The organism is Corallococcus aberystwythensis (assembly GCF_003612165.1).
In the GTDB taxonomy this organism is placed as follows: domain Bacteria; phylum Myxococcota; class Myxococcia; order Myxococcales; family Myxococcaceae; genus Corallococcus; species Corallococcus aberystwythensis.
The window spans coordinates 1-22357 of record NZ_RAWK01000166.1 but is presented as its reverse complement, the minus strand read 5'-3'; the positions used below and the strand labels follow the sequence as shown (position 1 = coordinate 22357).

The window sequence follows — 22357 nt, the reverse complement described above, 5'->3', positions numbered from 1 at the left end:
GTATAAGAGACAGCCCCCGAGGCCCCTCCGGGCATGCCGGGCATGCCCGGAGGGGCCTCGGGGGCCTTCACGATCTCCAGGAGCTCCACCTCGAACACCAGGGCGGCGCCGCCGGGGATGTTCGGGGGCGCGCCGCGGTCGCCGTAGGCGATGTCGGAGGGGCACACGAGCTGCGCCTTGCCGCCGACCTTCATCTTCTGGAGGCCCTCGGTCCAGCACTTGATGACGCCCTGGAGCGGGAACTGCGTGGGCTCACCGCGCTTGTAGGAGGAGTCGAACTCCTTGCCGTCGGAGAGGGTGCCCTTGTAGTGCACCTTCACCACGTCGGTGGCCTGGGGCTGGGGACCCGTGCCCGCCTGGGTCTCCTTGTAGATGAGGCCGGACTCGGTCTTCTGCGCGCCGGTCTCCTTGGCCTTCTCCTCGAGGAACTTCGCGGACTTCTCCTTCTCCGCGTTGGCCTTGCGCAGCGAACGCTCGCGCGCGAGGTCCTGGAGCTTGGGACCGTAGGTCTCCAGGTCCACGTCGGACTTCTGGCCGGTGACCTGGGCGGAGAGGCCCGCCTTCACGAACTCCAGCTCCTGCGGGGTCATGTCGAACACGCTGATGCTGCGGCCGATGGACAGGCCCAGCGCGTACAGCGTCTTCTGCTCCTCGGTCTGGGGAGCGCCCGCGGCGCCCGCCGTCGTGGTGCCGGTGGCGGAGGGGGTCTCGCCGGGCTTCCCGCCCTGACAGGCCGTCAGGCTCAGCATCGCCGCGATCAGGATCGTCTTCTTCATCATGATGTCGTCGCCTTTCCTTTGGCTCAGCGGCGGCCGACCGCCCCCCGCTGCATGCCTGGGGCGCGGTGTACTACAGAAAATGCCCGGCATCCTCTTGGGAACCGTGCTTTCCCCGGAAGGGGGTCCACGGAGGTAGGACAACCGGCCGCCGGGCCCCCAAACCGGCGGGCTGGCCCGGGATTCCCGGCTACCGGGAGGACCGGCCGCCAAAGGCGGCCTGGGCGACCAGGAGCAGGACGATGGCGCCCAGGATGGCGCCGCCAAAGCCGGTGGGCTCCGGGTCGCGCCAGTGGGTGCCCCGCCAGACGGACGTGAGGAAGCCGCCCACGAAGGCACCAGCGACGCCCAGGAGCGTGGTGCCGATACAGCCCAGGCGCTGGTTCCCCGGCAGCACGGCCCGGGCGATGAGCCCCGCGAAGAAGCCGAAGATGATCCACCCCAACAGCCCCATGACGTCCTCCCGGTGCGGTGTGTCCGGTCCGCAATGTGACGCACGGTGGGCGGGGGCGGAAGTCCACCCGGGTGTCGCATAGGCTGCCGCGCGACCCATGAGCCCCCTCCGCCGCGCCACCCAGGACGACAACGCCGCGCTGCTGGACCTGTTCGGCGACGTGCCCATGACCGGGGACCTGGTGCTCAGCACGCAGCGCTCTCCCGACTACTTCGGCCTCTTCGCCATGCAGCGCGGTGAAGCCGAGGTCTGGGCCCACGGCGACCCCTCCCGCCTGGATGGCATGGGCGCCATCCATGTCCGCGATGGATGGCTGGAGGGCCGGCCGTGCCGCGTGGGCTACCTGGGCGACCTTCGCACCCGCTTCTCCGCTCGCCGTTCCCGGGGACTGGCGCGGTTCTATGGGCCCGTCCTGGAGGAGACCTCCCGCCGCCACGGCGTGGACGTGTTCCTCACCGCCGTCATGGCCTCCAATGCCGCCGCGCTCCAGGCGCTCGTGCGTCGGGGCGCCTCACGGGAAGCGCAGCCGCACTACCACCTGATGCGCGCGTTCTCCGCCGTGTCCCTCCAGTTCGTCCTGCGCCGCAAGCCGCGCCCCAGCCGCTACACCGTGCGCCGCGCCACCGCCGCGGACGTGCCCGCGATGGCCGCGCTGCTGGACGCGGACCACCGCTCGCGCCCCTTCGGCTACCGCTTCGACACGGGTGAACTGGAGCACCGGCTCGCGCGCTGGCCGGGGCTTCGCGTGGAGGATTCGTTCCTCGCGTTCGACCCTGCCGGGCACCTGGTCGGCTGCACCTCCGCGTGGAACCCCGACGCGGTGAAGCGCTACCGCGTGCTCGCGTACCGGGGCGGCATGAAGTGGGTGCGCCGGGGCTTCAATGCGCTGGCCACCGTCACCGGTGCTCCGCGCCTGCCCGCTCCCGGTGGCGACTTCCGCTACTTCTACCTCTGCAACACCAGCATCCCGACAGAGGACCCCGCCGTGTTCCGCGCGCTGCTGGACGCTGTCTACGCCGCGTTCCACGGCCAGGGCTTCCACTTCTTCACCGTGCAGCAGGACACCAGCGACCCGCTGGCCTCCGCCTTCGACGGCTTCATCCAACGGCGCCTGGACTTCCACCTCTACGCCGTCACGCCCGCCTCGCGTCCCCCGAGGACCTTCCCCGGAGGACGCACCGGCTTCGAGATCTGCCTGCCCTGACGCTCACACCACCCGCGTCTTCCAGCGCCCCCGCCGGAACAACACGATGCCCAGCACGGACATCGCCGCGAAGGCCGCCGGCACCGCGAGGTATGCCCCCACCGCGCCCAGGCCCAGCGGCTTCGCCAGCACCCACGCCAGGGGCAGCTCCAGCACCCAGAGACACCCCAGGTCGATGAGCGTGGGCGTCCGCGTGTCCCCCGCGCCGTTGAACGCGGAGGTGATGACCATGCCGTACGCGGCGGAGAAGAAGCTGAAGGAGAAGACGCGCAGCGCTGTCGCGCCCTCGTCCACCACCGCTGCGTCCGTGGTGAAGACCCCCAGCAGCGGATGCGCGAAGGCGAAGAACAACACCCCGATGGTGCCCAGCACCATCAGGTTGTATTTGCCCGCCAGCCACACCGCCTTCGCGCCCCGGTCCGGGTCTCCCGCGCCCATGCTCTGCCCCAGCAGCGTGGCCGCCGCGTTGCCCAGGCCCCACGCGGGCAGCAGCGCGAACATCACGATGCGGATCGCGATGGTGTAGCCCGCCAGCGCCGTGCTGCCGAACGTCGCCACGATGCGCACCAGCACCACCCAGCTGGTCGTGCTCACCAGCGCCTGCACCATCCCCGCGCCCGACAGCCGCAACATCGCGAGCATCGTCGCGGGCTCCAGCGCCACGTGCTCACGCCGCACCTGGAGCCGGCCGTTCGCCTTCACCAGCCGGACGAGCTGGTACACCACGCCCGCGCTCCGCCCCAGCGTGGTGGCCCACGCCGCGCCCACCACGCCCAGCTCCGGGAACGGTCCCCAACCAAAGATGAGACACGGCGCGAGCACGATGTTGAGCCCGTTGGCCAGCATCAGCACGCGCATCGCGATGGCCGCGTCGCCCGCGCCCCGGAAGATGGCGTTGATGAGGAAGAGCAACAGGATGCTCACCACGCCGCCCATCATCACGCGCGTGTAGCCCACGCCGTGCTCCAGCACCCACGGCGAGCCGCCGAGCGCCGCCAGGATGGGCCGGGCGAAGACGATACCCGCCACCGCCAGCACCGCGGAGATGATCACTCCCAGGCCAATGGCCTGCACCGCCGTGCGCGCCGCCCGGTCCGCGTCCTTCTCTCCGATGCGCCGGGCCACCATCGCCGTGGCGCCGATGCTCAGGCCCATGCCGGCCGCGTAGATGATGGTGAGGATGCCCTCGGTGAGCCCCACCGTGGCCACCGCCTCCGCGCCCAACCGGCCGACGAAGGCGACGTCCACCACGGCGAACACCGACTCCATGCACATCTCCAGCACCATGGGCACGGCCAAGAGGAAGATGGCTCGCCCGAGCGGCATCCGCGTCAGGTCCTGTTCCGTGCCGTGCAGGGCCTCCTTCACCAGCGTCCACACGCCCTTGTCCACGGGCGCGGGGACCTGGGCGTTCCGGTCCGCCAGGGGTGTCTCTTCCACGGGGTGCGGCCTTTCGAAAGCGAGGGGACTTCCTACCGCGAAACGCCCACACGTGGCGCCCAGCGACGCGGCTTCCTACGCACCCTGCCACCGACTCCTGACATCTGAAGGTGCGGCACCCACCCTCGTCGAGGCGGCGGGCGAGCGTTGGCTGCCGGACGGAGGGTCGCGCCTCGGGACAACATGCCGTTGGGAACGCCGGGAGTAGCTTGCTGCATCCCGATGAGTCCCTCCCCCGCGACCGCTTCCCTCCTGCCCACCGCGGTAGGTCCTCATTTCACCCTGGCTTCGTCCGCGCGACTGCTGGGCACCATGCAGGTAGGGCCCGGAGCCATCATCTCCCGCGGCGCCGTGGTGCGCTCCGTAGGAGGCTCCGTGTCATTGGGAGCCTTCTCCGCGCTGCGCGAGGACGCAGTGGTCGTAGGGACCCCCGAGCGCCCCACCACCATTGGCGAGAAGACCGTGCTGGGTTGCCGGTCGCTGGTCATGGGTGCGCGGGTGGGGTCCTTGTGCGACATCGGTGACGGCGCCGTCCTCATGCCCGGCGTGACCCTGGGCGACCGATGCCTGGTGGGCGAGGGCACGGTGCTGCCACCCGGCATGACGGTGCCGGATCAATCCGTGGTGCTGGGCCGGCCGGGGCAGGTCCTGCGGATGCTCTCCGCGGAGGACCTGTCCCACCTGCAGCAGCGCCGGGGCGGCGACCTGTCACTGCCCGCCGCTCCATTGACTCTTTTCTCCGCGCGAGACCGCGCCGAGGACGCCCCCATGGGACAGCTGTACGCCTTCCGAGACCGCCACCCCTTCGTCCACCCCACCGCCACCCTCTTCTCCTCCGCGGAGGTGTCCGGCGACGTGGTCATCGGCGCGGGGGCCATCATCGGGGCGGGCGTCAAGATCACCGGCGACCTGAACGGGCCGGTGCGCATTGGCGCGCGGGTGCAGATCCTGGAGAACACGGTGCTGCACCTGCAGCCGGACACGATGCTGGTGCTGGAGGAGGGCGTGGTCGTGGGCCCCGGCTGCGTGCTGCACGCGTGCAACCTGGGCGCGGGCACGGTGGTGGAGCCCGGCGCCATCCTCTGCGAGGGCAGCCACCTGGGGAAGGGCTGCCACGTGGCGGCCGGCAGCCTGGTGAAGGCGCGCGCGGTGTTCCCGGACTACGCGCTGGTGGAGGGCTTCCCCGCGGCGCAGGTGGGCACGCGCACGTCACCGCCGGAGCCACCGCGCTGGGTGCTGCGGCCGGAGGACCTGCCGGGCCTGCGGCGCATGGGCTGAGCTGCGATTGCGTTGACCGGAGGCCGTGAGGCATCGTCACGGGTCATGGATCCGTTCAACTCCATCATCGAGATCGCGGGCCCGCTGCTGCTGGGCCTGGTCTGCGGCGCGCTCTTCCGCAAGGTCGTGTACCCGCGCATCCTCGCGCAGTTGGGCGGATGGGCCCGGCTGGTGACCTCCTCCGCCAACACCTGGACGCAGGTGGGGCTCATCTGCGTCACGCTGGGCCTGGCGGCGGCGTGCCATGCGTCAAACGCCATGGCGACGCTGATGTGGCTGCATGAGCACCTGCCCCAGCTGCCCTTCGCGCTCACGCAGGGGCTGCTCCACTGGGTCTTCCTGGGGGCGACCTTCCTCTCCGGTTACTACCTGGCGATGCTTCCCTCCTCGGGTTCCGGGGAGGAGCAGTCCTCCGGCACCCCGGTCTGACCATGTGGGGACGGACATGCGTCGTCATGGTTGCCTTGGGGCTCTGTGCCTGCGAGACGGAGGAGATTCGGCAACTGAGAAACACGGCGCGAATCGCGCGGCTCGAACGCGCTGAAATGATGGATCTCATCGAGAACCGGGAGGAGCGGGAGCGTGAGTTGCAAAGCGTGGAGCAGCACCTTCGCCTCCACTGTCCCCCGAACGGCGAGAACGAGCTGCTCTCACGGCTGACGCAATCCGTGAGTGGGGCGGAGGTGCCGGTGCTCCGCGAGAGCAGTGAGGGGATGGTGCTTCGGCTCCAAGGGACGGGAGCCGCGAGCAGCATCGTCGATGCAGTGGAGGCGCTCGGGGAGAGCTCTCCCTTTCTTTCTCTCGAGAGGCTCTCCATCCGTCGCGAGGCGTGGTCGATGGACCTCGCTTCAGGGCCAGCCTGTCCGACGCTCAAGGCAGCCGCGGCCAAGGTCACCCGATATCCACTTCCTCCCCGTGGAATGTTCTGGGCCGGAACCAGCAAGGAGCTGCGGGCGGAGATCCTCGCCACGGAGCGCGACATTCAAGGATGGGAGTCCGGCGTGTTGGCGGGAGGCGTGGCGAGGCTCACGCACCGTCTTGCCCTGCTTGAACGTCTTCGCGCGCGACAGTTGAAGGGGCTTGGGCACCTTCCGGGTCAACTGCCGTTGGTCCAGGGGCTCCTGGACGTTGACGTCGTGCCTGCGCTGACGCTTTCCCGGAAGGAGGACGGCGTATGGCTCCTGGAGCACGACCTTGCTGAGATGGATGCGGCCTGGATGTATCGCCTCAGGCAGGCCGGCTACCGGTTGACGACGGAAGGGTCAGGTCCCCGGGTGCTGATGCATGTGTCGAAGCTGAAGCGGAGCCCGGAGGGCAACTGAGCCTCCCGCGGTCGGCTAGACCCAGAAGACCACGTCGCGCTCCGCGTCCTCGGGGCCGGGGCCGTGCGCGCCCTCGCGCAGCCAGCGGCGGTAGGCCTCGATGTCCGCGTGGTGCAGGTCCGCCTCCGTGCCGGAGTACACGCCGCCGCCAGGGCCGTCCGTCAGTCCCTGGCGCTGTGTCTCCATGATGACGACGTCCTGTTGGATGACCTGCCGCGTGTACCAGCGCACCAGCGGCGTCAGCGCCCGGCCCACCCATGCGCCCGGCATGTCCACCGGCAGCCGGTAGCTGATGGCCGTGTACACCAGCGTGTCCGTGGGCCCGATGGGCGTGCACTGCGAGTTGATGGCGAAGCCACTGTCGCCCCACTGGTAGTCCACGCGCGTGACGTTGGGGACGATGAATTCATCCGTGTGCACGAGCGGCAGGCCGCGCGGGTTGAACAGGCGTCCCAGGCCGGTGAGCGCGTCCTCCTCCTGGTGGTAGGTCATCCGCACCCGGCCCGCGTGGCGCTTCACAGTGGAGGGGACGCGCTTGCGCGTGGGGTTGCGGAACCAGCCCCGGTGCACGAAGGACGTGTGCGGCACGTCCATGAAGTTCTCCACCAGGTTCGTCACGCCGTTCGCGAAGCGCGTCACCATGAAGTAGACGGTCCAGCCGCGCTCGCCCCAGTAGGGCACCCGGAAGGGCTCCGCGCGGGCCTGCGTCACGTCCGCGCCCAGGTAGACGTAGACGAGCCCGTCCTGCTCCCGCGTGGGGAAGCGCGCGAGCCGCCCCACGTCACAGGGTGCGGGCTTGAGGCCTTCATGCGCGCAGGCCTGCGCATCCAGCTTCTCGCCGCGTTGGGGAGGGCCCAGCGCGGGGATCTCCACCACCGTGCCGGACGCGTCGTAGACCCAGCCGTGATACGGGCAGCCGAGCCGTCCGTCGAACACGTCCCCTTTTGACAGACGTGCGTTGCGGTGGAGGCAGCGGTCGCGCAGCGCGGTGGGGGCGCCGTCCGGCCCCCGGAAGAGCACCAGCCCCGTGCCGAACACGGTGCGCGCGAGAGGCCGGTTCGCGGGCAGCTCCGTGGAGAGACACGCCACGTACCAGAAGTCCTTCAGCGCGCCACAGCGGGCAAGGTCCGCCTCCGCGTCCAGGTCCACGGTGCGCACTGTCATGACGTCCCTCTTGAGAACCATTCCGTCCAGCCGGGTTGACGGTGCAGGTCCACGGGCTTGATGTCGCCCGCGCGCTGCCCCAGCTGGATGCACCGGGACTCGTAGCGCCGTGTCCCCTGTGTCACGCGCACCGCGCGCACCGGGCCCAGCTGTCCCAGCTCGCGTGCGTAGCGGTAGTGATGGCCTTCGCACAGGGCGCGCTCCACGTTCGCGGCCATGGCGTCGCAGGGCTGATCCGTCTCAAGGAACAGACGGTAGGCCGGCGGTGTCCCCCACTCCGGGGCGAGCATGGCGAAGGCCGGACGCGTGGGGCCCAGTGCGGCGTCCAGCACCGTGCCCACTCGCGCGGCGGAGAGCTTCTCCCCCACGAGGTCCGACACCGCGTCCGCCCGGCCGAGGAACCGCAGGCAGGGCGTCGCGTGCACGAAGCCTTCCACCCGGACGAGGTCCCCCAGCCGGTAGCGCAGCAGCCCGCCGGACGTGGAGAGGAGTACCACGTAGGTGCGGCCCGCCGTCAGCTCGTGCGCCAGGAGCGGGCGAGTGTCGGGGTGCTCTGGGTCCATGAACTCGATGAAGTGGCTTCGGACCGCGAGCACCGGCGCGGGCGCTTCGAAGAGCGGCACCGTGATGACGCCCTCCGTGGCGAGCAGGCCCTTGCCCTGGATCTCGACGCCCGGGAAGCGGCGGCATGCGCTGGCCACCGCGTGCGAGGCCTGGGCATCCGTCCACATGCTCAAGAGCGCGAGCCCTGGCCACAACGTGCGAGCGGAGGACAGTCCTTCACGCAGCAGCTGGGCCCGCTGTGTGTCACGCACGCCCTGGAGCCCCTGCACGAGCGCCGTCCAGGCGGGGTCTTCAGGCACGGGTGTGCCGTCCGCGTCCTGTTCGGGAGGCCGCAGCGTCCCGCGCTCCAGGTCCTCCGCGAGCCGTTCGCCGTGCCGCTCCAATGCGTCCATCAGCAGCGTGAGGAAGCTGGGATTCCAGACGCTGATCAACGACAGGTTCGAGCACCGCGCGAGGAACCACAGCGTCACGTAACGGCACGGCTCGACGTGCGGAGCCTGGCCCACCGCGCCCGGCACGGCGAAGACGCGCGAGAGCAGCGGCTGCAACGGACGCGGGAACCACGCGCTGTCCTCCGCCGAGCCCACCGGGATGCCTCCCGCCGTCCGCTGCTGTCTCCGGCCCAGTGGAGAGATGGACCAGTAACTGGGGCCCTCGCGCACCGCGGGGCGGCGAAGGAAGACCTCGTGCAGCATGGGCGCGAGCGCTCGCTGGAACTCCCGCAGCAGTCCTCGCGTCACCGGCACCCGCTTGGACGCGCCCGAGGAGCCACCGGACAGCTCGAAGCGCAGCACGGGCTCGCGCGTGAGCACCCGCGATTCTCCTCGTGCGATGCGCTCCACGTCTTCCGCCACCGTGTCCGGCGTGGACACCGGGACGGCGTCCTGGAACTCGCGCGCCGTGCGGATGCGTCCGAAGTGCGCCACGCGGCCTGCCTGCGCCGTGCCCTCCACGGAGCTGAGAATGCGCTTGAGGCACTCCGCCTGCGCGGCCTCCGGCTCCCGCAGTGCGTGACGGAAGCGCAGCGCGGACGGCGTCAGCGCCGCCATCATGGCGGACAACATCGTGCGTGAAGTCAGCACCTCACGTCCCCACGCGGATCCGTGAAGCATCACGCTCGCGGCGAGCAAAGCGCCGCAGCTGCCCCCAGACGCTTCGTGCCAGCGCTCTCGCCAGGTCCCAGCCGCGGATCTCCACCAGGCACACCAGCTCCTCGCCCTCGGCGTGTCCCGGGTTGCGTTCGGCGAAGTAGGCGATGTGCGGGTGGGCCGCCGCATCGCGGTCGATGGGCGAGACGCCGTCCCGCACCCGGTAGTGCGCGCCGTCGAAGCGCAGCGTGCCCTTCCCCGCGTCGTACTGCGCGCCGAACCACCGCGTCGCCAGTGCTCGCAGGAACTCCGAACGCCCCTCTGGCGGCGCCCAGTCCCGTCGCGGATGCGTGCGCGGGAAGTAGTTCACCGCCAGCAGGTACGTCTTGTAGCCGCCCGACAAGAGCAGCCAGTACAGCGGCCTGAACGGCCTGCGCAGCTTGCGCGAGAGCAACAACCGGCCGAACACCACCTGCAACGTCTTGTGACCCCACCAGTCCGGATGGATGACCGTGTCACCCGAGTACAGCACCTCCACCCCGTCCTCCTCCGCCACCCGCACCGTGCTGAAGCCCACCAGCTCCCGCGTGCGCCGGGCGTGCAGCAGGAACACCCACTGCTTCGCGTCCAGATCCGCGTGGAAGCGCTCCGGGCTCACGCCCACGTAGCAGCACTGCATCAGCGCCAGCATCCGCGCCCGGGTGCCGGCGTCCAGGTCCTCCCGCCGCACCGTGGTGCCCTTCATCGCGGAGAGCATCGCCTCAGGGCCCTCCCCGCAGCGCCGTGGGCGCGGGAGGCTGGCGCACCTCCTGGTAGCGGTCCGCCGCCAACGTCACCTCCTGCGGCTCGGCGCCATACCAGTGGATGACCGCCTTCACCGGCCCCGCGTGACGGCCCAGACCGAAGTGCAGCCGGGGGTCCGCCGACGCGGAGAAGCCTCCCATCAGCCCCACCTCGCGCACCTGCTCCACGCGCTTGCCGCCCTCCTCGTAGGACAGCACCACGCGCGTGCCCACCGCGCTCCGGTGCGTGCGCTGGCCATCCCCCACCAGAGACAGGCCCACGAAGTGCGCGTCCGGCTTCGCGTCCGTGGCGCTGCCGCGCAGCGTGTTGCGATACAGCGACAGCGGCGCATGCTGGTTGGTGATGAGCACGTCCAGGTCGCCGTCGTCGTCCAGGTCCGCCATCAACACGCCTCGCGAGTTGTCCGGCGCCTCGATGCCCACCTCTTTCGCCACGTCCACGAAGTGCCCCGGCCGGGCGTCGCCCAGGTTGAGGTACACGCGGCGCGCTTCGTTCGGATAGAGCACGCGGCCCCGGATGTCGCCCCACTTGTCCGCGTACGTGTGCACCTCCGGACCGGACTGCATCAGCTTGTGGTTCACGTACCAGTAGTCGTTGCGCTGCCCCTCCGGGATGCGCCACTTCGGCGCGTCCAGGCGCGCGTCCACCATGCCGTTGGCCTGCACCAGGTCCGGCCACCCGTCAGCGTCCAGGTCCCCCGCCGCCGCGCCCCAGCCAAAGCGGCGCTCGTTCAGCGCGCCCCGGAAGGTCGCCTCGTCCTTGAAGCGCGGGACGAAGGCGTCCTCCCCAGGCCCCACCATCCACAGCAGGCTGCCCTCCGCCTGGAGCGAGTGGTGCACGTTGGACACGTAGACATCCAGCCAGCCGTTGCGGTCGAAGTCCGCCACGCTCGCGTTCATGCCCTTGTACGTGTCGCGGCCAATCTCTCCGAAGCGCTGGCCCACGAGGTGGCGGAAGTGCCGTCCGCCTTCATTCAGGTAGACGTCGTCCGGTCCGAAGTCGTTGGCCACGTAGAGGTCCGTCCACCCGTCGTGGTTCAGGTCCACCGTGCTCACCGCGAGCGACCAGTGCGTCTCCTTCAGGCCGAGCGCCTCCACATCCTGCTTCTCGAACGTGCCGTCCGCGCGGCCCCGGTAGAGCGCGTTGCGCCCGCCGTTGCTCGCGTTGTGCCAGCCGTCGTGCATGAAGCGCAGCATGCGGCGGTCGCCCTCGTACTCCGGCGCGGGGAGCTGGAAGAGGTTGAGCGGTGGCGCCGGATCCGGGTAGTCCGGCAGGTGCGTCGTCATCGCGTTGAGCACCAGCAGGTCCAGGTGCCCGTCACGGTCGTAGTCCAGGAACGTGAGCCCCAGGCTCACCGCGTGGTCCGTCACGCCCGCGGCTTCCGTCACGTCCTCGAAGCCCGCCGTGCCCGTCTCGCGCAGCGTGTTGCGCAACAGGCGCACCGGCCCGAAGGCCACCGCCACCGCGAGGTCCAGGTCCCCGTCCCCATCCCAGTCCACGAACGTCCCGCCGCCCGCCAGGCCCTCCTGCTTGTAGCGGGTGGCGAAGCGCTCCAGCGCGGGCACGGTGACGCGTTCGAAGCGCAGCCCGCCCAGGTTGCGGTAGAGGCCCGCGTGGTGCTCCGGCGTGCCCAGCGGGTGCGTGAGGAACAGGTCCAGCTTGCCGTCCCCGTCAAAGTCTCCGGTGGCCACCGCGTCGCCTACGGCCACCAGCCACTTGGCGACGTGGGCCACGCGCGGATCCAGCTCCTCCAGCGTGTGCCCCATCTGGGAGGACAGGCCCGCCTGCGCCAGGTCCTGCGCATCCAGGTGGAACGCGATGGGCGCCGAGCGCTCGCCCTGTGCCGCCATCACCGAGTGGCCCGTGGCCAGCACCACCCCGAGCCCTCCCACCACGCCCACGCGCCGGAGCATGTCCGGGGCCAGGAACTGGCGCAGCGCCGCGCCCCGGGTGCGCCACAGCTCGCGCGCGTGCATGAAGACGAAGCGGCAGGTGGCCACGGTGAGGGCCGCGTAGAAGAACGTGTAGACGCTCTCCTTCAGGTGCAGCACCAGGTCCACGCAGGTGATGGCCAGCGCGACCAGCACCTGCGCCTTGCGCGTCCCCGGCGACGTCGCGGGGTCCGTGAGCATGTAGAAGACAAAGATGAAGAACGACGGCGCGCCCAGCGTGCCCAGGAACAGCACCTCCGGCGGCAGGTGGTGGCGCAGGATGAACGCGCGCAGTGCCGTCTGGAGCGCGTAGAAGGACAGGAAGCTGATGACCAGCCAGCCGCGCCCCACCCGGAAGAAGAACAGCACCAGCGCCGCCATCACGATGAAGGCCGACAGCGCGACCTCGCCGTTGGACCACTGGTAGGCGGGCGCGGCGGTGATGAGCTCGCGCGTGGTGAGCAGCGACACGGCCACCGCGAACATCGACGGGTTGAAGACGTGGCGCCCCTGGAAGGTCAGCACGTACTTGGAGCCGATGGCCAGCCACACTGGCAGCCACAAGAGCGTGCTCGCGTGCGAGTAGTTCAGGAGCAGCGCCAGCGAACAGCAGGAGATGTACGCGGAGAGCGGTACCTCCTTGCGGCGCTTGAGCACCCAGCCCAGGACCGCGTCCAGCAGCGTGCCGGAGACGACCAGGAAGGCCATCTGCCCGGGGCTGCGGTTGAAGCCGAAGAAGGTGAAGCCCAGCACGCCGTAGAGCGTGAGCAACGCCGCGAAGGGCAGCCTCGGGTCGTTCCAGCGGGGGAACACCCAGCCGCCCCACTCCACGCGCGTGCCCGTCAGGGCTGGCGTCGTCGGCACATCCACACTCATGATTGACCGTCCCGGTGCACGCGCGGAGCGTGCCGTGCCCTCTTCCGGGTGTCCAATCCCCACGGGGCTTGCGTCCGGCGCCCATGCGTGGAGTCCTGGCGCCCGATGTCCTCTTCCCTGCCTCGCCGCGCGGCGGTGCCTCGCGAGCTGCTCGTTCCGGCCACGCCCTCCGGCCTGCTGCGCCTGGCGGCCGTGGAGTGGGCGGGGATGGCCTTGGGGTGGGCGGTCATGGCGTGGGCGCCTCCGGTGCTCGCGCCGCTGGCGGTGCTCGTCGTCGCGGGACGGCTGCATGCGCTGGGCGTCCTGCTTCATGACGCGGTCCACCTGCCTTCGCGAAGACGCGAATGGAGACTGTGTCTGCTGGAGGCCGTCGCGGGCTACCCGGTCGCGTCCACGCTGGCGGCGATGCGCTATCACCACCTTCGCCATCATCGTGACGCGGGACTGCCCTCGGATCCGTACCGCAAGCCTCCGGACGGGGGACGGCTGCGCACGGCGTGGCGGTGGCTGCTGCTCGTGGGCGTGATTCCCGGCTGGGTGCTGCGCGGGCCGGTGGGGCTTTGCGCGTGGGTGCTGCCTTCGCTGCGCACGGCTTATGCGCGCGTGTTCCTGCAGGACCGCTCCGGACGGGTGCTCACGCGGGACGCGGAGGTGACGGCGTGTGCTCGCGCGGAGGCGGGGCAGGTGCTGTTCCTCGTGGGGGTGCTGGCGCTGGCGGTGCGGTGGCCCTCCGCGGTGCTGTGGGGCTATGGGCTGCCGCTGCTGGTGGCGTCAGGGTTCAACGCGCACCGGTTGCTCGCGGAGCACACCGCCGCGCCCGTGCGGGGGCGCAAGCTGGAAGATGTGTTCGCGTGCACGCGTGACCATGGGCTCGGATGGTGGGGGCGGTTGGGATTGGCGCCCAGGCACGTGGGATTGCACGTGGTGCACCATCTGCATCCGCAGGTGTCCCTCACGCACCTGCCCCGGCTTCGCGCGTGGTACGTCGAGCGGTTTCCCCACCACTATCCCCGGTCCCACTGATGCTCTCTTTGTCGACGCGGGTGTTGCTGACGGTGGCGCTGCTGGCGTGCGCGGGCGCGGCGGTGGTGTTCCGGCGCCGGCAGAACGCGCAGGGCAGCCGGGGTGGGCGCATCTCCGGGCCGAAGATGGCGTGGCTGCTGTACGCGGTGTTCCTGTGGTTCCTCGTGTGCCCGCTGGTGGCGTTGGATGCGGCCGTGCCGATGGAGGCGCGCATCGTGCTGGGGGCGTTCGCGGTGTCCATGTGGCTGCGCGGTGCCGCGGAGCTCTACATGCTCTACGTGTCACGCAACTGGCGGCCGCCGTATGGCGTGGGCCATGACCTGGGGTGCATCGCGCTGGTGGGGGCGGGGCTCGTGTACACCGGGGAGAAGTGGGCCGGCGTGCTTGATGGGCGCGACGTGTGGGCGCTGGCGCTGGTGGGGTTGGTGCTGGTGACCCTGGGGGTGGAGGTGGCCTATGCGGCGCTGTTCCATCAGGCCGTGGAGGGACGCACCACCGGCGAGGACGGCGTGTGGTTCGCGGACGCGGAGCAGGCCCGGTTCCGGAGCATCAACCGGCTGACGCTGGCGCTCAACGTGCCGCTGTATGGGGCGCTGGCGGCGTGGCTGGTGCTGGGGATGCGGTAGTCACACCACAGGCTGGCGCCAGGCCTGGGCCAGGTGACCGGGAGGGGACTGGTTGAAGCGGTGGAGCAGTTCTTCCCGGCCGTGCTCCAGCAGGTACGTGAGCTCCCGGGGCATGAGCGTCTTCACGGTGACGAGCCGGACCTGGCCGTCTGGCATCGTGAAGTGGCTGGGGAGCGTGGGGGTGTCCAGGCCCAGGAGCACGGCGACGCGGCCTTCCTTTGTCAGGAGGGGTTCGGGCATGTGCTCGCCGTCCACTTCCATGGAGAGGAGGCCGGTCCTCGCGGGTTCACGCAGGTGCTCGTGGCCCACGAGCTCGTTGGCGATGCGCTCCAGCAGCGTCACGGGCCAGTTGGCTTGGAGCTCGTTGGTTTCGAGCGCGAGTTCCAGACCGAAACCCACGGAGGGCTCCACGGCATCCACGAAGAAGTCGGAGAGGCCATCCGTCACGAAGAGGGTGCGTCCTTCGGGCCGGTGGATGACGCGCCAGACCTGGCGTCTCGCGGGCCACCCGCCTCCGACGACGATGGGGAGGATGGCTTTCTCATCCAGCGTGCCCAGCGTGCGCCAGAACGCGGTGCGGGCTGTTTCGGCCCGTTCGTAGAGCGCCTGGAGCTTGCGGTTGTGTTCGCGTTCCTCGGGGCTGACTTCGCTGGGGCCTGTGACTTCCCTGAACTTCACCCCGGTGATGTTCGCGTGCTCCAGCGCTTCCTTGATGTCCTCGGAGACGATGAGCGCAACGGTCCACCCCCAGGTGCGGAACATCCTGGCGTCACCCACCTTCGCCGGGTCGATGCGCAGGCCAGAGACGTCCCTGTACTTTCCCACCTTGTCCGGTCGCCCATCTTCGGGCTTCCAGTACAGCACCTCTTCCGAAGCCTCGTCGTCGATGCACCTGACGAGGCGAAGCACGTTGACCAGGAAGTGCGGCCCAGGCTCTGAGGCCACCGTCACGGGGAGCAGCTGAACATCCTTCGGGGCGAGCCGACGCAGAAGTGCTGCCGCTTCAGCATGGATGACGGGCGCCAGACCGATGCCCGCCAGGGTGAAGCCCAATGGCTGACCGGCATGGTCGACCGGAATCTTCAACGGTGCATCCAGGCTGACGGGCTCACCCTTCCTGAACATCCATGGATTGGAGACCTCCTGACCGGACGCATCGGTTGGATCGCCCAGTGACCACCGAGCGGGAGCATCCCAATCGTCGAGCAGTTCGAAGTACCGCATCGCCACGAGAGACTCCCGCCCAGCTATGACTTCGTGACCCACTTGTTGAGCTTGGTGCCCGTGTTCAAGATCTCGCTGGCGAGCCGGCGAAGCTCGTTCGTGAGCGCCTCGCGACATTGCTGGATGCTGCCACAGTCCTCCATTGCTTCGTTCAACCGGGAGGACACTCTTCGATGGTAATCCTCGGGATGAGGCCCCTTGTGGCCCGGGACACGGACCTTGTTCGCGGGATCATCCAGGGACATGCCAGCTTTGTCGAAGAGCTTCTGGAACTGGGGCGACCACGGGCCACCGTTGTGCGTGGCTTCCCACCACTTGTTCGTGGCGATGTGATGCACGCGGACTTCGACGGGCACTGGGACATTTGGCCCCTTCGCGGACATCGCCACCGCGTTGGGTGCCAGCGCGATTGTCACCTCGCCGCTCGCGGACACCGCGACCGCTGAGACTTCCGCCGCGGCCACCAGCCGGAAGCCTCCCTGCTCCGCTCCCACCAGCGCCGCCTGCGCGGAACCGGGCAGCGTCGTCACCCGTGCCGCCAGCGTCTGCGCCGTGCCCCCAAGCGCCGCCATCGTCAGCATCACGAAGGCCCGTGCCGCCTGCTTGCCCATCACCTCGCCGTACTTCTCTCCGGCGTCACGGATGCTGTCGAACGTCTGTGCTTCTTGCACCTCCGCCGCCAGCACCCTCCATCCCTGGATGAGGCTCCACACCGTGTCCCAGCCCAGGTACGCAATCAGTGCCCCCGTCAGCGTCGCCGCGACTCCCTTCGTCAGCAGCGGCTCCGGCACCAGCCACAGCCCGAAGTACACCGAGCCCGTCGTCGCCAGCAGCGTCACCATCGCCTCGGGGTCCACCATCCCCTCCAAGGCTTCGGCCGTCTCCTCCCATACCGAGTCCAACGCGATGCGGAAGGCCAGCGTCCGCTTGCCCTCCTCATCCAGCGTCAGGCCTCTGTCCAACAGGTGCAGGCAGTCCCCGGACAGCCGCTTGCGCACGCACCAGCGTCCGTACGCGGCCTCCAGCTCCGTGCCGCCCTGCGACACCCGCACGCGGCCGTGCCTCGGGTCCTGCACGGAGACGACACCCAGCAAGGCTCGTGGACGCTTTGCTCCGGGATGATGCACCGACTCGGGCGCACTGCGCGCCAGCGTCCGCACTGTCTCCTCGAAGGTGTCACCGTCCAGCGCCACGGGCGGCGTGTCCTTGCGCGGTGTGTACTCACGCGACTGGCCGCCTCCCGTGTCCAACCGCAGCGTCCGTGACGTCGCGCAGCCTGTCGCCAGCAGCAGCCACAGCACGCACACCGAGCGGAGCGTCATGGACTGCCTCCTGGTTCTGACCGCTACACCACGGGCTGACGCCAGGCTTGAGCCAGGTGACCGGGAGGGGACTGGTTGAAGCGGTGGAGCAGTTCCTCCCGGCCGTGCTCCAGCAGGTACGTGAGTTCCCGGGGCATGAGCGTCTTCACGGTGACGAGCCGGACCTGGCCGTCTGGCATCGTGAAGTGGCTGGGGAGCGTGGGGGTGTCCATGCCCAGGAGCACGGCGACGCGGCCTTCCTTTGTCAGGAGGGGTTCGGGCATGTGCTCGCCGTCCACTTCCATGGAGAGGAGGCCGGTCCTCGCGGGTTCGCGCAGGTGTTCGTGGCCCACGAGCTCGTTGGCAATGCGCTCCAGCAGCGTCACGGGCCACTTCGCCTGGGGCTCGTCGGTTTCGAGCGCGAGTTCCAGGCCGAAACCCACGGACGGCTCCACGGCATCCACGAAGAAGTCGGAGAGGCCATCCGTCACGAAGAGGGTGCGTCCTTCGGGCCGGTGGATGACGCGCCAGACCTGGCGTCTCGCGGGCCACCCGCCTCCGACGACGATGGGGAGGATGGCTTTCTCATCCAGCGTGCCCAGCGTGCGCCAGAACGCGGTGCGGGCTGTTTCGGTCCGGTCGTAGAGCGCCTGGAGCTTGCGGTTGTGTTCGCGCTGCTGGGGGCTGACTTCGCTGGGGCCTGTTACTTCCCGGAACGCCATCCCTGTGGCACCAGAGCGTTCCAGCGCATCCTTGATGTCCTCGGAGACAATAAGAACGCCAGTCCAGCCCCAGGGACGGAAGACCTTGGCATCGCCCACTTTCGTCGTGTCGATGCGCATGCCCATGACGGACCTGTATCGCCCGGTCTTCTCCGGTCGCCCGTCCTCGGGCTTCCAGTACAGCACCTCCGCGGACTCCTGATCATCGATGCATCGAAGGGTCCGTGTCGCGACGAGGATGAAGTAGGGATCCGATTGTCCGTCGACATCGACAGGGATGACCTGCACCTCGTCAGGTGCCAGCTCCGTGAACACGCTCGCCACTCTCTGATGGACAACAGGAGCACCACCGACGCTCGTCACGGAGTAGTCGACGATCCTTCCCGGATGACCGATGGGAATCCGAACACGCTCATTGAACTGAATTGGGCATCCATCCGCAAACTGCCAGATGTCATCGAGCTCCTGTCCCTGGGAGTTCATGGCCTCCCCCGGCAGCCAGCGGTCATTCAGTTCCATGTCGTCGAGAAGCTTGAAGTACCGCATCGTGATCAGCCTCCTGTGCGTCAGGGTTGGGTGACAAGCAAGTTGAGCCGGGTGTTCTGCTTGGAGATCTGCCCGCCCAGGATTTGGAGTTCCTCTACCAGCGCCTCTTTGCAGCTCACGATGGTTCGACACCTGCCTAAAGCGTCACTCAGCCTTGTGTAGACTTCTTCATGGTACTCCCGAGGATGAGGGCCTTTATGACCGGCGACACGAACTGTGTTCACCTCGTCATCCAAGGACATCCCCGCACGATCGAAGAGTTTCTGGAACTTGGGCGACCAGGGGCCACCATCGCGCGTCGCTTCCCACCACTTGTTCGTGGCGATGTGATGCACGCGGACTTCGACGGGCACTGGGACATTTGGCCCCTTCGCGGACATCGCCACCGCGTTGGGTGCCAGTGCGATTGTCACCTCGCCGCTCGCGGACACCGCGACCGCTGAGACTTCCGCCGCGGCCACCAGCCGGAAGCCTCCCTGCTCCGCTCCCACCAGCGCCGCCTGCGCGGAACCGGGCAAGGTCGCGACCCTGCTCGCCAGCGTCTGCGCCGTGCCTCCCAGCGCTGCCATCGTCAGCATCACGAAGGCCCGTGCGGCTTGCGTCCCCATCACCCCGCCGTACTTCTCTCCGGCGTCTCGGATGGCGTCGAACGTCTTCGCGTCCTTCACCTCCGCCGCCAGCACCCTCCAGCCCTGGATGAGGCTCCACACCGTGTCCCAGCCCAGGTATGCAATCAGTGCCACCGTCAGCGTCGCCGCAACTCCCTTCGACAGCAGTGGCTCCGGCACCAGCCACAACCCGAAGTACACCGCGCCCGTCGTCGCCAGCAGCGTCACCATCGCCTCGGGGTCCACCATCCCCTCCAAGGCTTCGGCCGTCTCCTCCCACACCGAGTCCAACGCGATGCGGAAGGCCAGCGTCCGCTTGCCCTCCTCATCCAGCGTCAGGCCTCTGTCCAAGAGGTGCAGGCAGTCCCCGGACAGCCGCTTGCGCACGCACCAGCGCCCGTAAGCAGCTTCCAGCTCCGTGCCTCCTTGCGATACGCGGACGCCCCCCACGGAGACGACATCCAGCAAGGCTCGTGGACGCTTTGCTCCGGGATGATGCAGCGACGCGGGCGCACTGCGCGCCAGCGTCCGCACTGTCTCCTCGAAGGTGTCTCCGTCCAGCGCCACGGGCGGCGTGTCCTTGCGCGGTGTGTACTCACGCGCCTGGCCGTCTCCCGTGTCCAACCGCAGCGTCCGTGACGTCGCACAGCCCGTCACGAACAGCGCCCACAGCACGCAGAGCCAGCGCGCTGGCATGTCCGGGCCCTTTCAGCCCTGCAGCGCGACTCCCAGCTCCGCGTCTCCGTGCTTCAGCCAGGTTCGCGCCGCGGACTCCTGCCAGAAGCGGCGGAGGATCTTGTCCGTCCCGCTCCCGGACGCCACCCGGTTCAACTGCAACGCGACGATCTGGTTCTGCACCAACTCCGCCACCCGCGTCACTCCCGAGCGCAGCCCGTACTCCTGCACCCTCTTGATCAGATCCGCTGCCTCCGGCGACGCCGGCCGGAACGTGCGCAGGTCCGCTTCGATCTTGATGGGCTGCCCCGCCACCTCATCCGTCGCGGCCCGCAGGTCCACCACGAAACGCTGCATCTCCTCCAGCCGGATGTAGCCCTCCAGCGCGAAGCTCACGATGGATTCCGCTCGGTCCACGTCGATTCGATACATCGAGGCCCCCTTCGTGAGACTGCACCAACCCTTCTCTCGCATCCGGCGTCCACGTGCCAACGTCCGGAGGGATGAGCCCCCTATTCAAGACTCCACTCGCAGCTGCTCCAAAAGGAGGGCCAGTCCGCGCGCCGCCGCCGCCTGGCGCACCTGCCGACGCTCCCCTTCGAACCGGTGACGCTCCACCACCGCCGACGCACCCGGCACCTCCGTCAGCGCCGCGGTCATCAGCCCTCCCGTGCACGCCTCCGCCAACACCAGCCGCACCCCGGCCTCCCGGCACCTCGCGATGACTTTCGGCGCCAATGCCTCCAGGTCGCTCACGTTCCCTCCCTCGGCACCGCCGCCAGCACCGACACCAGCACGTCACCCCGGAAGGTGATGCCCACCGTGCCCGCTTCCGCGTACAGCCCCACCGCCGGATGCACGTCGCGTGGACACACCGCCTCCAGGCCGCCTCGCGGCGTGAAGCCCGCGCGCTGCAACCGCTCCCACCAGGCCGTCGCCGGCTCATGGCGCTCGCACCGCTCCGACTCGTTCACCGTGCCCACGATGTCGTCTACCTCCCGGCCGAAGAACCGCTTGATGGCGCGCCGCTCCGCGCTCGGCACCTCCAGCGTATCCAGCAACTGGAACACGCGGGAGAAGTGATGCCATGCATTGATCAACCGCTCACGTGCCGGCGCACGGTGGTGGTCCACGTGGGGCTCGCACAGCACCACTCCCACCGGCCCCAATGACGCCAGCCGCGCCAGCACCGCGTCGCGCGCCTCCACACCCGACGTCTCCTTCTCCGCCACGTGGTGCAGCGCGAACGCCGCGTTCACCACCAGCGGCCGGCGCACCCCTCGCAGCGCAGCCCAGGTCGCCGCGTCCAGGTCCTCCACCGGCGACTCCAGCTTCACGAACTCGAGCGACAGCCCCACCTCCTCCGCCACCGCCAGCACCGCTTCGCGCGCCTCCACCAGGCTCGTGCCGCTGGGGTCTACGCCCACCACCGTCAGGTGCCGGGGCAGCGCGCCTGCCTTCGCCAACGCTCGCAGCAGGTTGCACTCCTGCCGTCCCTGCCCGATGCCCACGTCCAGCAGCGTCGCCTCCGTGTGCCCCCGCAGGAAGTTCGCGCAGAGCGCGTTCGCCACCGCGTCCGCCGCCGACGCCAGCGGCAGGTGCTTCATCAACCGCCGGAACAGCTCAATCTGCGGCGCGCCTCCGTCCACCTCCGAGGCCCGGTACGGATGCAGCGCCCCCGTCGCCCCCTCCAACCGGCGCGACAACGCCGTGGCGAACACGGCGTAGTTCTCGTCCTCCGGGACACGCTCCGCGTCCAGCAACCGATAGAGCGCCGCCAGCGCTTCCACCGCGTCCAACGTTCGCGCGGACAACGCATGGTCCATCGCCCGGAGCAGCAGTTCGTCCTTCGGCGTGCGCATGCGCCCTCCCCGCGAAGCCGTGGCCGTGGCTTCCGCTCGACATGAAAAAGTGTAACGACCGCTCTTGTCGCGGCTCCAGGGGGCGGCACCTCGGGACAGAGGGCCGTGCGCGTTCACACAGCGCGCCCGCCCCAGCGGACGGACTGGCGCGGCGCGGGTGCCATGGCAGGGACTGGCGAGGCCAGACGCCTTCGGGTGATGGAACCCGTGGCCTCCGCGCACGAAGGCACAGCCGGGATTCCCCTCCCGGGACGTATGTCCCCCGCGGGCCGACTTCCGACCCGGGCCGGACACGTCACGGACGTCAGGGGCCGAATCCATGAATGCATGCGGTGTCCACGTCGTGCCGGAGCCTTCCCGCCTTGACCCGGGTGACGGCCTGGCGTGTGTGAAGCGCCCGGCCATGTCCCTCCACCGTGCCGTTCGCCTGGTGCTGGCCGCCGTGCTCCTGTCCGGCGCGCTCGCCCACGCTCAGGGCGTTCCCTCCGCCACCAGCGAGCCGCACGCCGTGGAGGTGGACGTCCACGCCACCGACGCGGGACAGGCCCTCTCCGCCGAAGACGCCGTCCGCCTGGGCCTCTCCACCGACGGGAGCGACGCGACGCTCGTGCCTCCGGGCCTCACCGCCGACGCGCCCGCCGCGTGGCCCGAGGGATTGGAGGGCACACCGGGCGAGGTGGAGCTGGAGCTGCTGGTGGACGTGGAGGGCCGCGTCGCGGAAGCCAAGGTGGTGCGCGCCGCCGTGGAAGCCCGCCTCACCGACGCGGCGCTCGCCGCGGCCCCGGGCCTGCGCTTCACCCCGGCCACGCTGGGCGGTGTCCCCGTGGCGGTGCGCCTGCCCTTCGTCTACCGCTTCACGCCGCCCGTGC

Annotated in this window: 21 protein-coding genes; 7 read left to right on the top strand and 14 right to left on the bottom strand. The window is 69.6% G+C overall.

Going from position 1 to position 22357, the window contains the following annotated elements; genetic code table 11:
* Positions 1–776 (bottom strand): FKBP-type peptidyl-prolyl cis-trans isomerase (locus D7W81_RS25380; RefSeq protein ID WP_147445618.1); only part of this gene is annotated, 776 nt, incomplete at its 3' end.
* A gap of 190 nt (positions 777–966) precedes the next feature.
* Positions 967–1230, bottom strand: coding sequence for a GlsB/YeaQ/YmgE family stress response membrane protein (locus D7W81_RS25375; protein WP_120557979.1), 264 nt, complete (start codon positions 1228–1230; stop codon positions 967–969).
* Positions 1231–1327: 97 nt separating this feature from the next.
* Between D7W81_RS25375 and D7W81_RS25370 the strand changes: the two genes are divergently transcribed.
* Complete coding sequence (locus D7W81_RS25370; RefSeq protein WP_120557978.1) at positions 1328–2434, top strand: GNAT family N-acetyltransferase; 1107 nt, start codon at positions 1328–1330, stop codon at positions 2432–2434.
* Between the two features lie 3 nt (positions 2435–2437).
* Here D7W81_RS25370 and D7W81_RS25365 read toward each other — a convergent pair whose 3' ends face one another.
* On the bottom strand, positions 2438–3874 hold the full coding sequence (locus tag D7W81_RS25365; protein WP_120557977.1) for an MATE family efflux transporter: 1437 nt from the start codon (positions 3872–3874) through the stop codon (positions 2438–2440).
* 375 nt (positions 3875–4249) lie between these two features.
* On the opposite strand from D7W81_RS25365, the gene D7W81_RS25360 reads away from it, so the two are divergent.
* The 3 genes from D7W81_RS25360 to D7W81_RS25350 are packed head-to-tail and all read left to right on the top strand — an operon-like array spanning position 4250 to position 6474.
* Complete coding sequence (locus D7W81_RS25360) at positions 4250–5152, top strand: DapH/DapD/GlmU-related protein (protein ID WP_244227419.1); 903 nt, start codon at positions 4250–4252, stop codon at positions 5150–5152.
* A gap of 45 nt (positions 5153–5197) precedes the next feature.
* Positions 5198–5581, top strand: coding sequence for a hypothetical protein (locus D7W81_RS25355; protein WP_120557975.1), 384 nt, complete (start codon positions 5198–5200; stop codon positions 5579–5581).
* 26 nt (positions 5582–5607) lie between these two features.
* Positions 5608–6474, top strand: a complete 867-nt coding sequence (locus D7W81_RS25350; RefSeq protein WP_147445617.1) for a hypothetical protein — start codon at positions 5608–5610, stop codon at positions 6472–6474.
* A gap of 15 nt (positions 6475–6489) precedes the next feature.
* On the opposite strand, the gene D7W81_RS25345 is transcribed toward D7W81_RS25350, so the two are convergent.
* From D7W81_RS25345 to D7W81_RS25330, 4 genes are read right to left on the bottom strand one after another with little or no spacing between them, the layout of a single operon-like run.
* Entirely contained in the window at positions 6490–7638 is a 1149-nt protein-coding gene (locus D7W81_RS25345) for an aromatic ring-hydroxylating dioxygenase subunit alpha (RefSeq protein ID WP_120557973.1), read from the bottom strand.
* The gene (locus tag D7W81_RS25340) at positions 7635–9266 is read right to left on the bottom strand and encodes a GH3 auxin-responsive promoter family protein (RefSeq protein ID WP_120557972.1); all 1632 of its coding nucleotides are present in this window, start codon (positions 9264–9266) and stop codon (positions 7635–7637) included. Before D7W81_RS25340 ends, D7W81_RS25345 begins: the two co-directional genes overlap by 4 nt.
* 19 nt (positions 9267–9285) lie before the next feature.
* Positions 9286–10047, bottom strand: coding sequence for a hypothetical protein (locus D7W81_RS25335; RefSeq protein ID WP_120557971.1), 762 nt, complete (start codon positions 10045–10047; stop codon positions 9286–9288).
* A gap of 4 nt (positions 10048–10051) precedes the next feature.
* On the bottom strand, positions 10052–12901 hold the full coding sequence (locus D7W81_RS25330; RefSeq protein ID WP_120557970.1) for an FG-GAP-like repeat-containing protein: 2850 nt from the start codon (positions 12899–12901) through the stop codon (positions 10052–10054).
* Positions 12902–13006: 105 nt separating this feature from the next.
* On the opposite strand from D7W81_RS25330, the gene D7W81_RS25325 reads away from it, so the two are divergent.
* Together D7W81_RS25325 and D7W81_RS25320 are read left to right on the top strand one after the other, a co-directional pair.
* Positions 13007–13924: a fatty acid desaturase family protein gene (locus tag D7W81_RS25325; RefSeq protein WP_120557969.1), complete on the top strand. Its 918-nt coding sequence runs from the start codon at positions 13007–13009 to the stop codon at positions 13922–13924.
* Positions 13924–14550 carry a hypothetical protein gene (locus D7W81_RS25320; protein ID WP_120557968.1) on the top strand — a complete coding sequence of 209 codons (627 nt, stop codon included), beginning with the start codon at positions 13924–13926 and terminating at the stop codon, positions 14548–14550. The genes D7W81_RS25325 and D7W81_RS25320 overlap by 1 nt, the downstream gene beginning before the upstream one ends.
* Here D7W81_RS25320 and D7W81_RS25315 read toward each other — a convergent pair whose 3' ends face one another.
* The 7 genes from D7W81_RS25315 to D7W81_RS25285 form a co-directional block, all read right to left on the bottom strand.
* Complete coding sequence (locus D7W81_RS25315; protein ID WP_306440906.1) at positions 14551–15675, bottom strand: imm11 family protein; 1125 nt, start codon at positions 15673–15675, stop codon at positions 14551–14553.
* A gap of 122 nt (positions 15676–15797) precedes the next feature.
* On the bottom strand, positions 15798–17096 hold the full coding sequence (gene sitA5 / locus D7W81_RS25310; RefSeq protein ID WP_120557966.1) for a SitA5 family polymorphic toxin: 1299 nt from the start codon (positions 17094–17096) through the stop codon (positions 15798–15800).
* 23 nt (positions 17097–17119) lie between these two features.
* Positions 17120–18316 carry an imm11 family protein gene (locus D7W81_RS25305; RefSeq protein WP_368773750.1) on the bottom strand — a complete coding sequence of 399 codons (1197 nt, stop codon included), beginning with the start codon at positions 18314–18316 and terminating at the stop codon, positions 17120–17122.
* 47 nt (positions 18317–18363) lie between these two features.
* Complete coding sequence (locus D7W81_RS25300) at positions 18364–19647, bottom strand: AHH domain-containing protein (protein ID WP_120557964.1); 1284 nt, start codon at positions 19645–19647, stop codon at positions 18364–18366.
* A 12-nt stretch (positions 19648–19659) separates the two neighbouring features.
* Positions 19660–20058, bottom strand: a complete 399-nt coding sequence (locus D7W81_RS25295) for an STAS/SEC14 domain-containing protein (RefSeq protein ID WP_120557963.1) — start codon at positions 20056–20058, stop codon at positions 19660–19662.
* 84 nt (positions 20059–20142) lie between these two features.
* Complete coding sequence (locus D7W81_RS25290) at positions 20143–20382, bottom strand: CinA family protein (protein WP_120557962.1); 240 nt, start codon at positions 20380–20382, stop codon at positions 20143–20145.
* Entirely contained in the window at positions 20379–21488 is a 1110-nt protein-coding gene (locus D7W81_RS25285) for a GRAS family protein (RefSeq protein WP_120557961.1), read from the bottom strand. The genes D7W81_RS25290 and D7W81_RS25285 overlap by 4 nt, the downstream gene beginning before the upstream one ends.
* Before the next feature lie 403 nt (positions 21489–21891).
* Here D7W81_RS25285 and D7W81_RS25280 point away from each other — a divergent pair.
* The coding region (locus D7W81_RS25280) for an energy transducer TonB (protein ID WP_244227416.1) at positions 21892–22357 on the top strand (466 nt) is incomplete at its 3' end.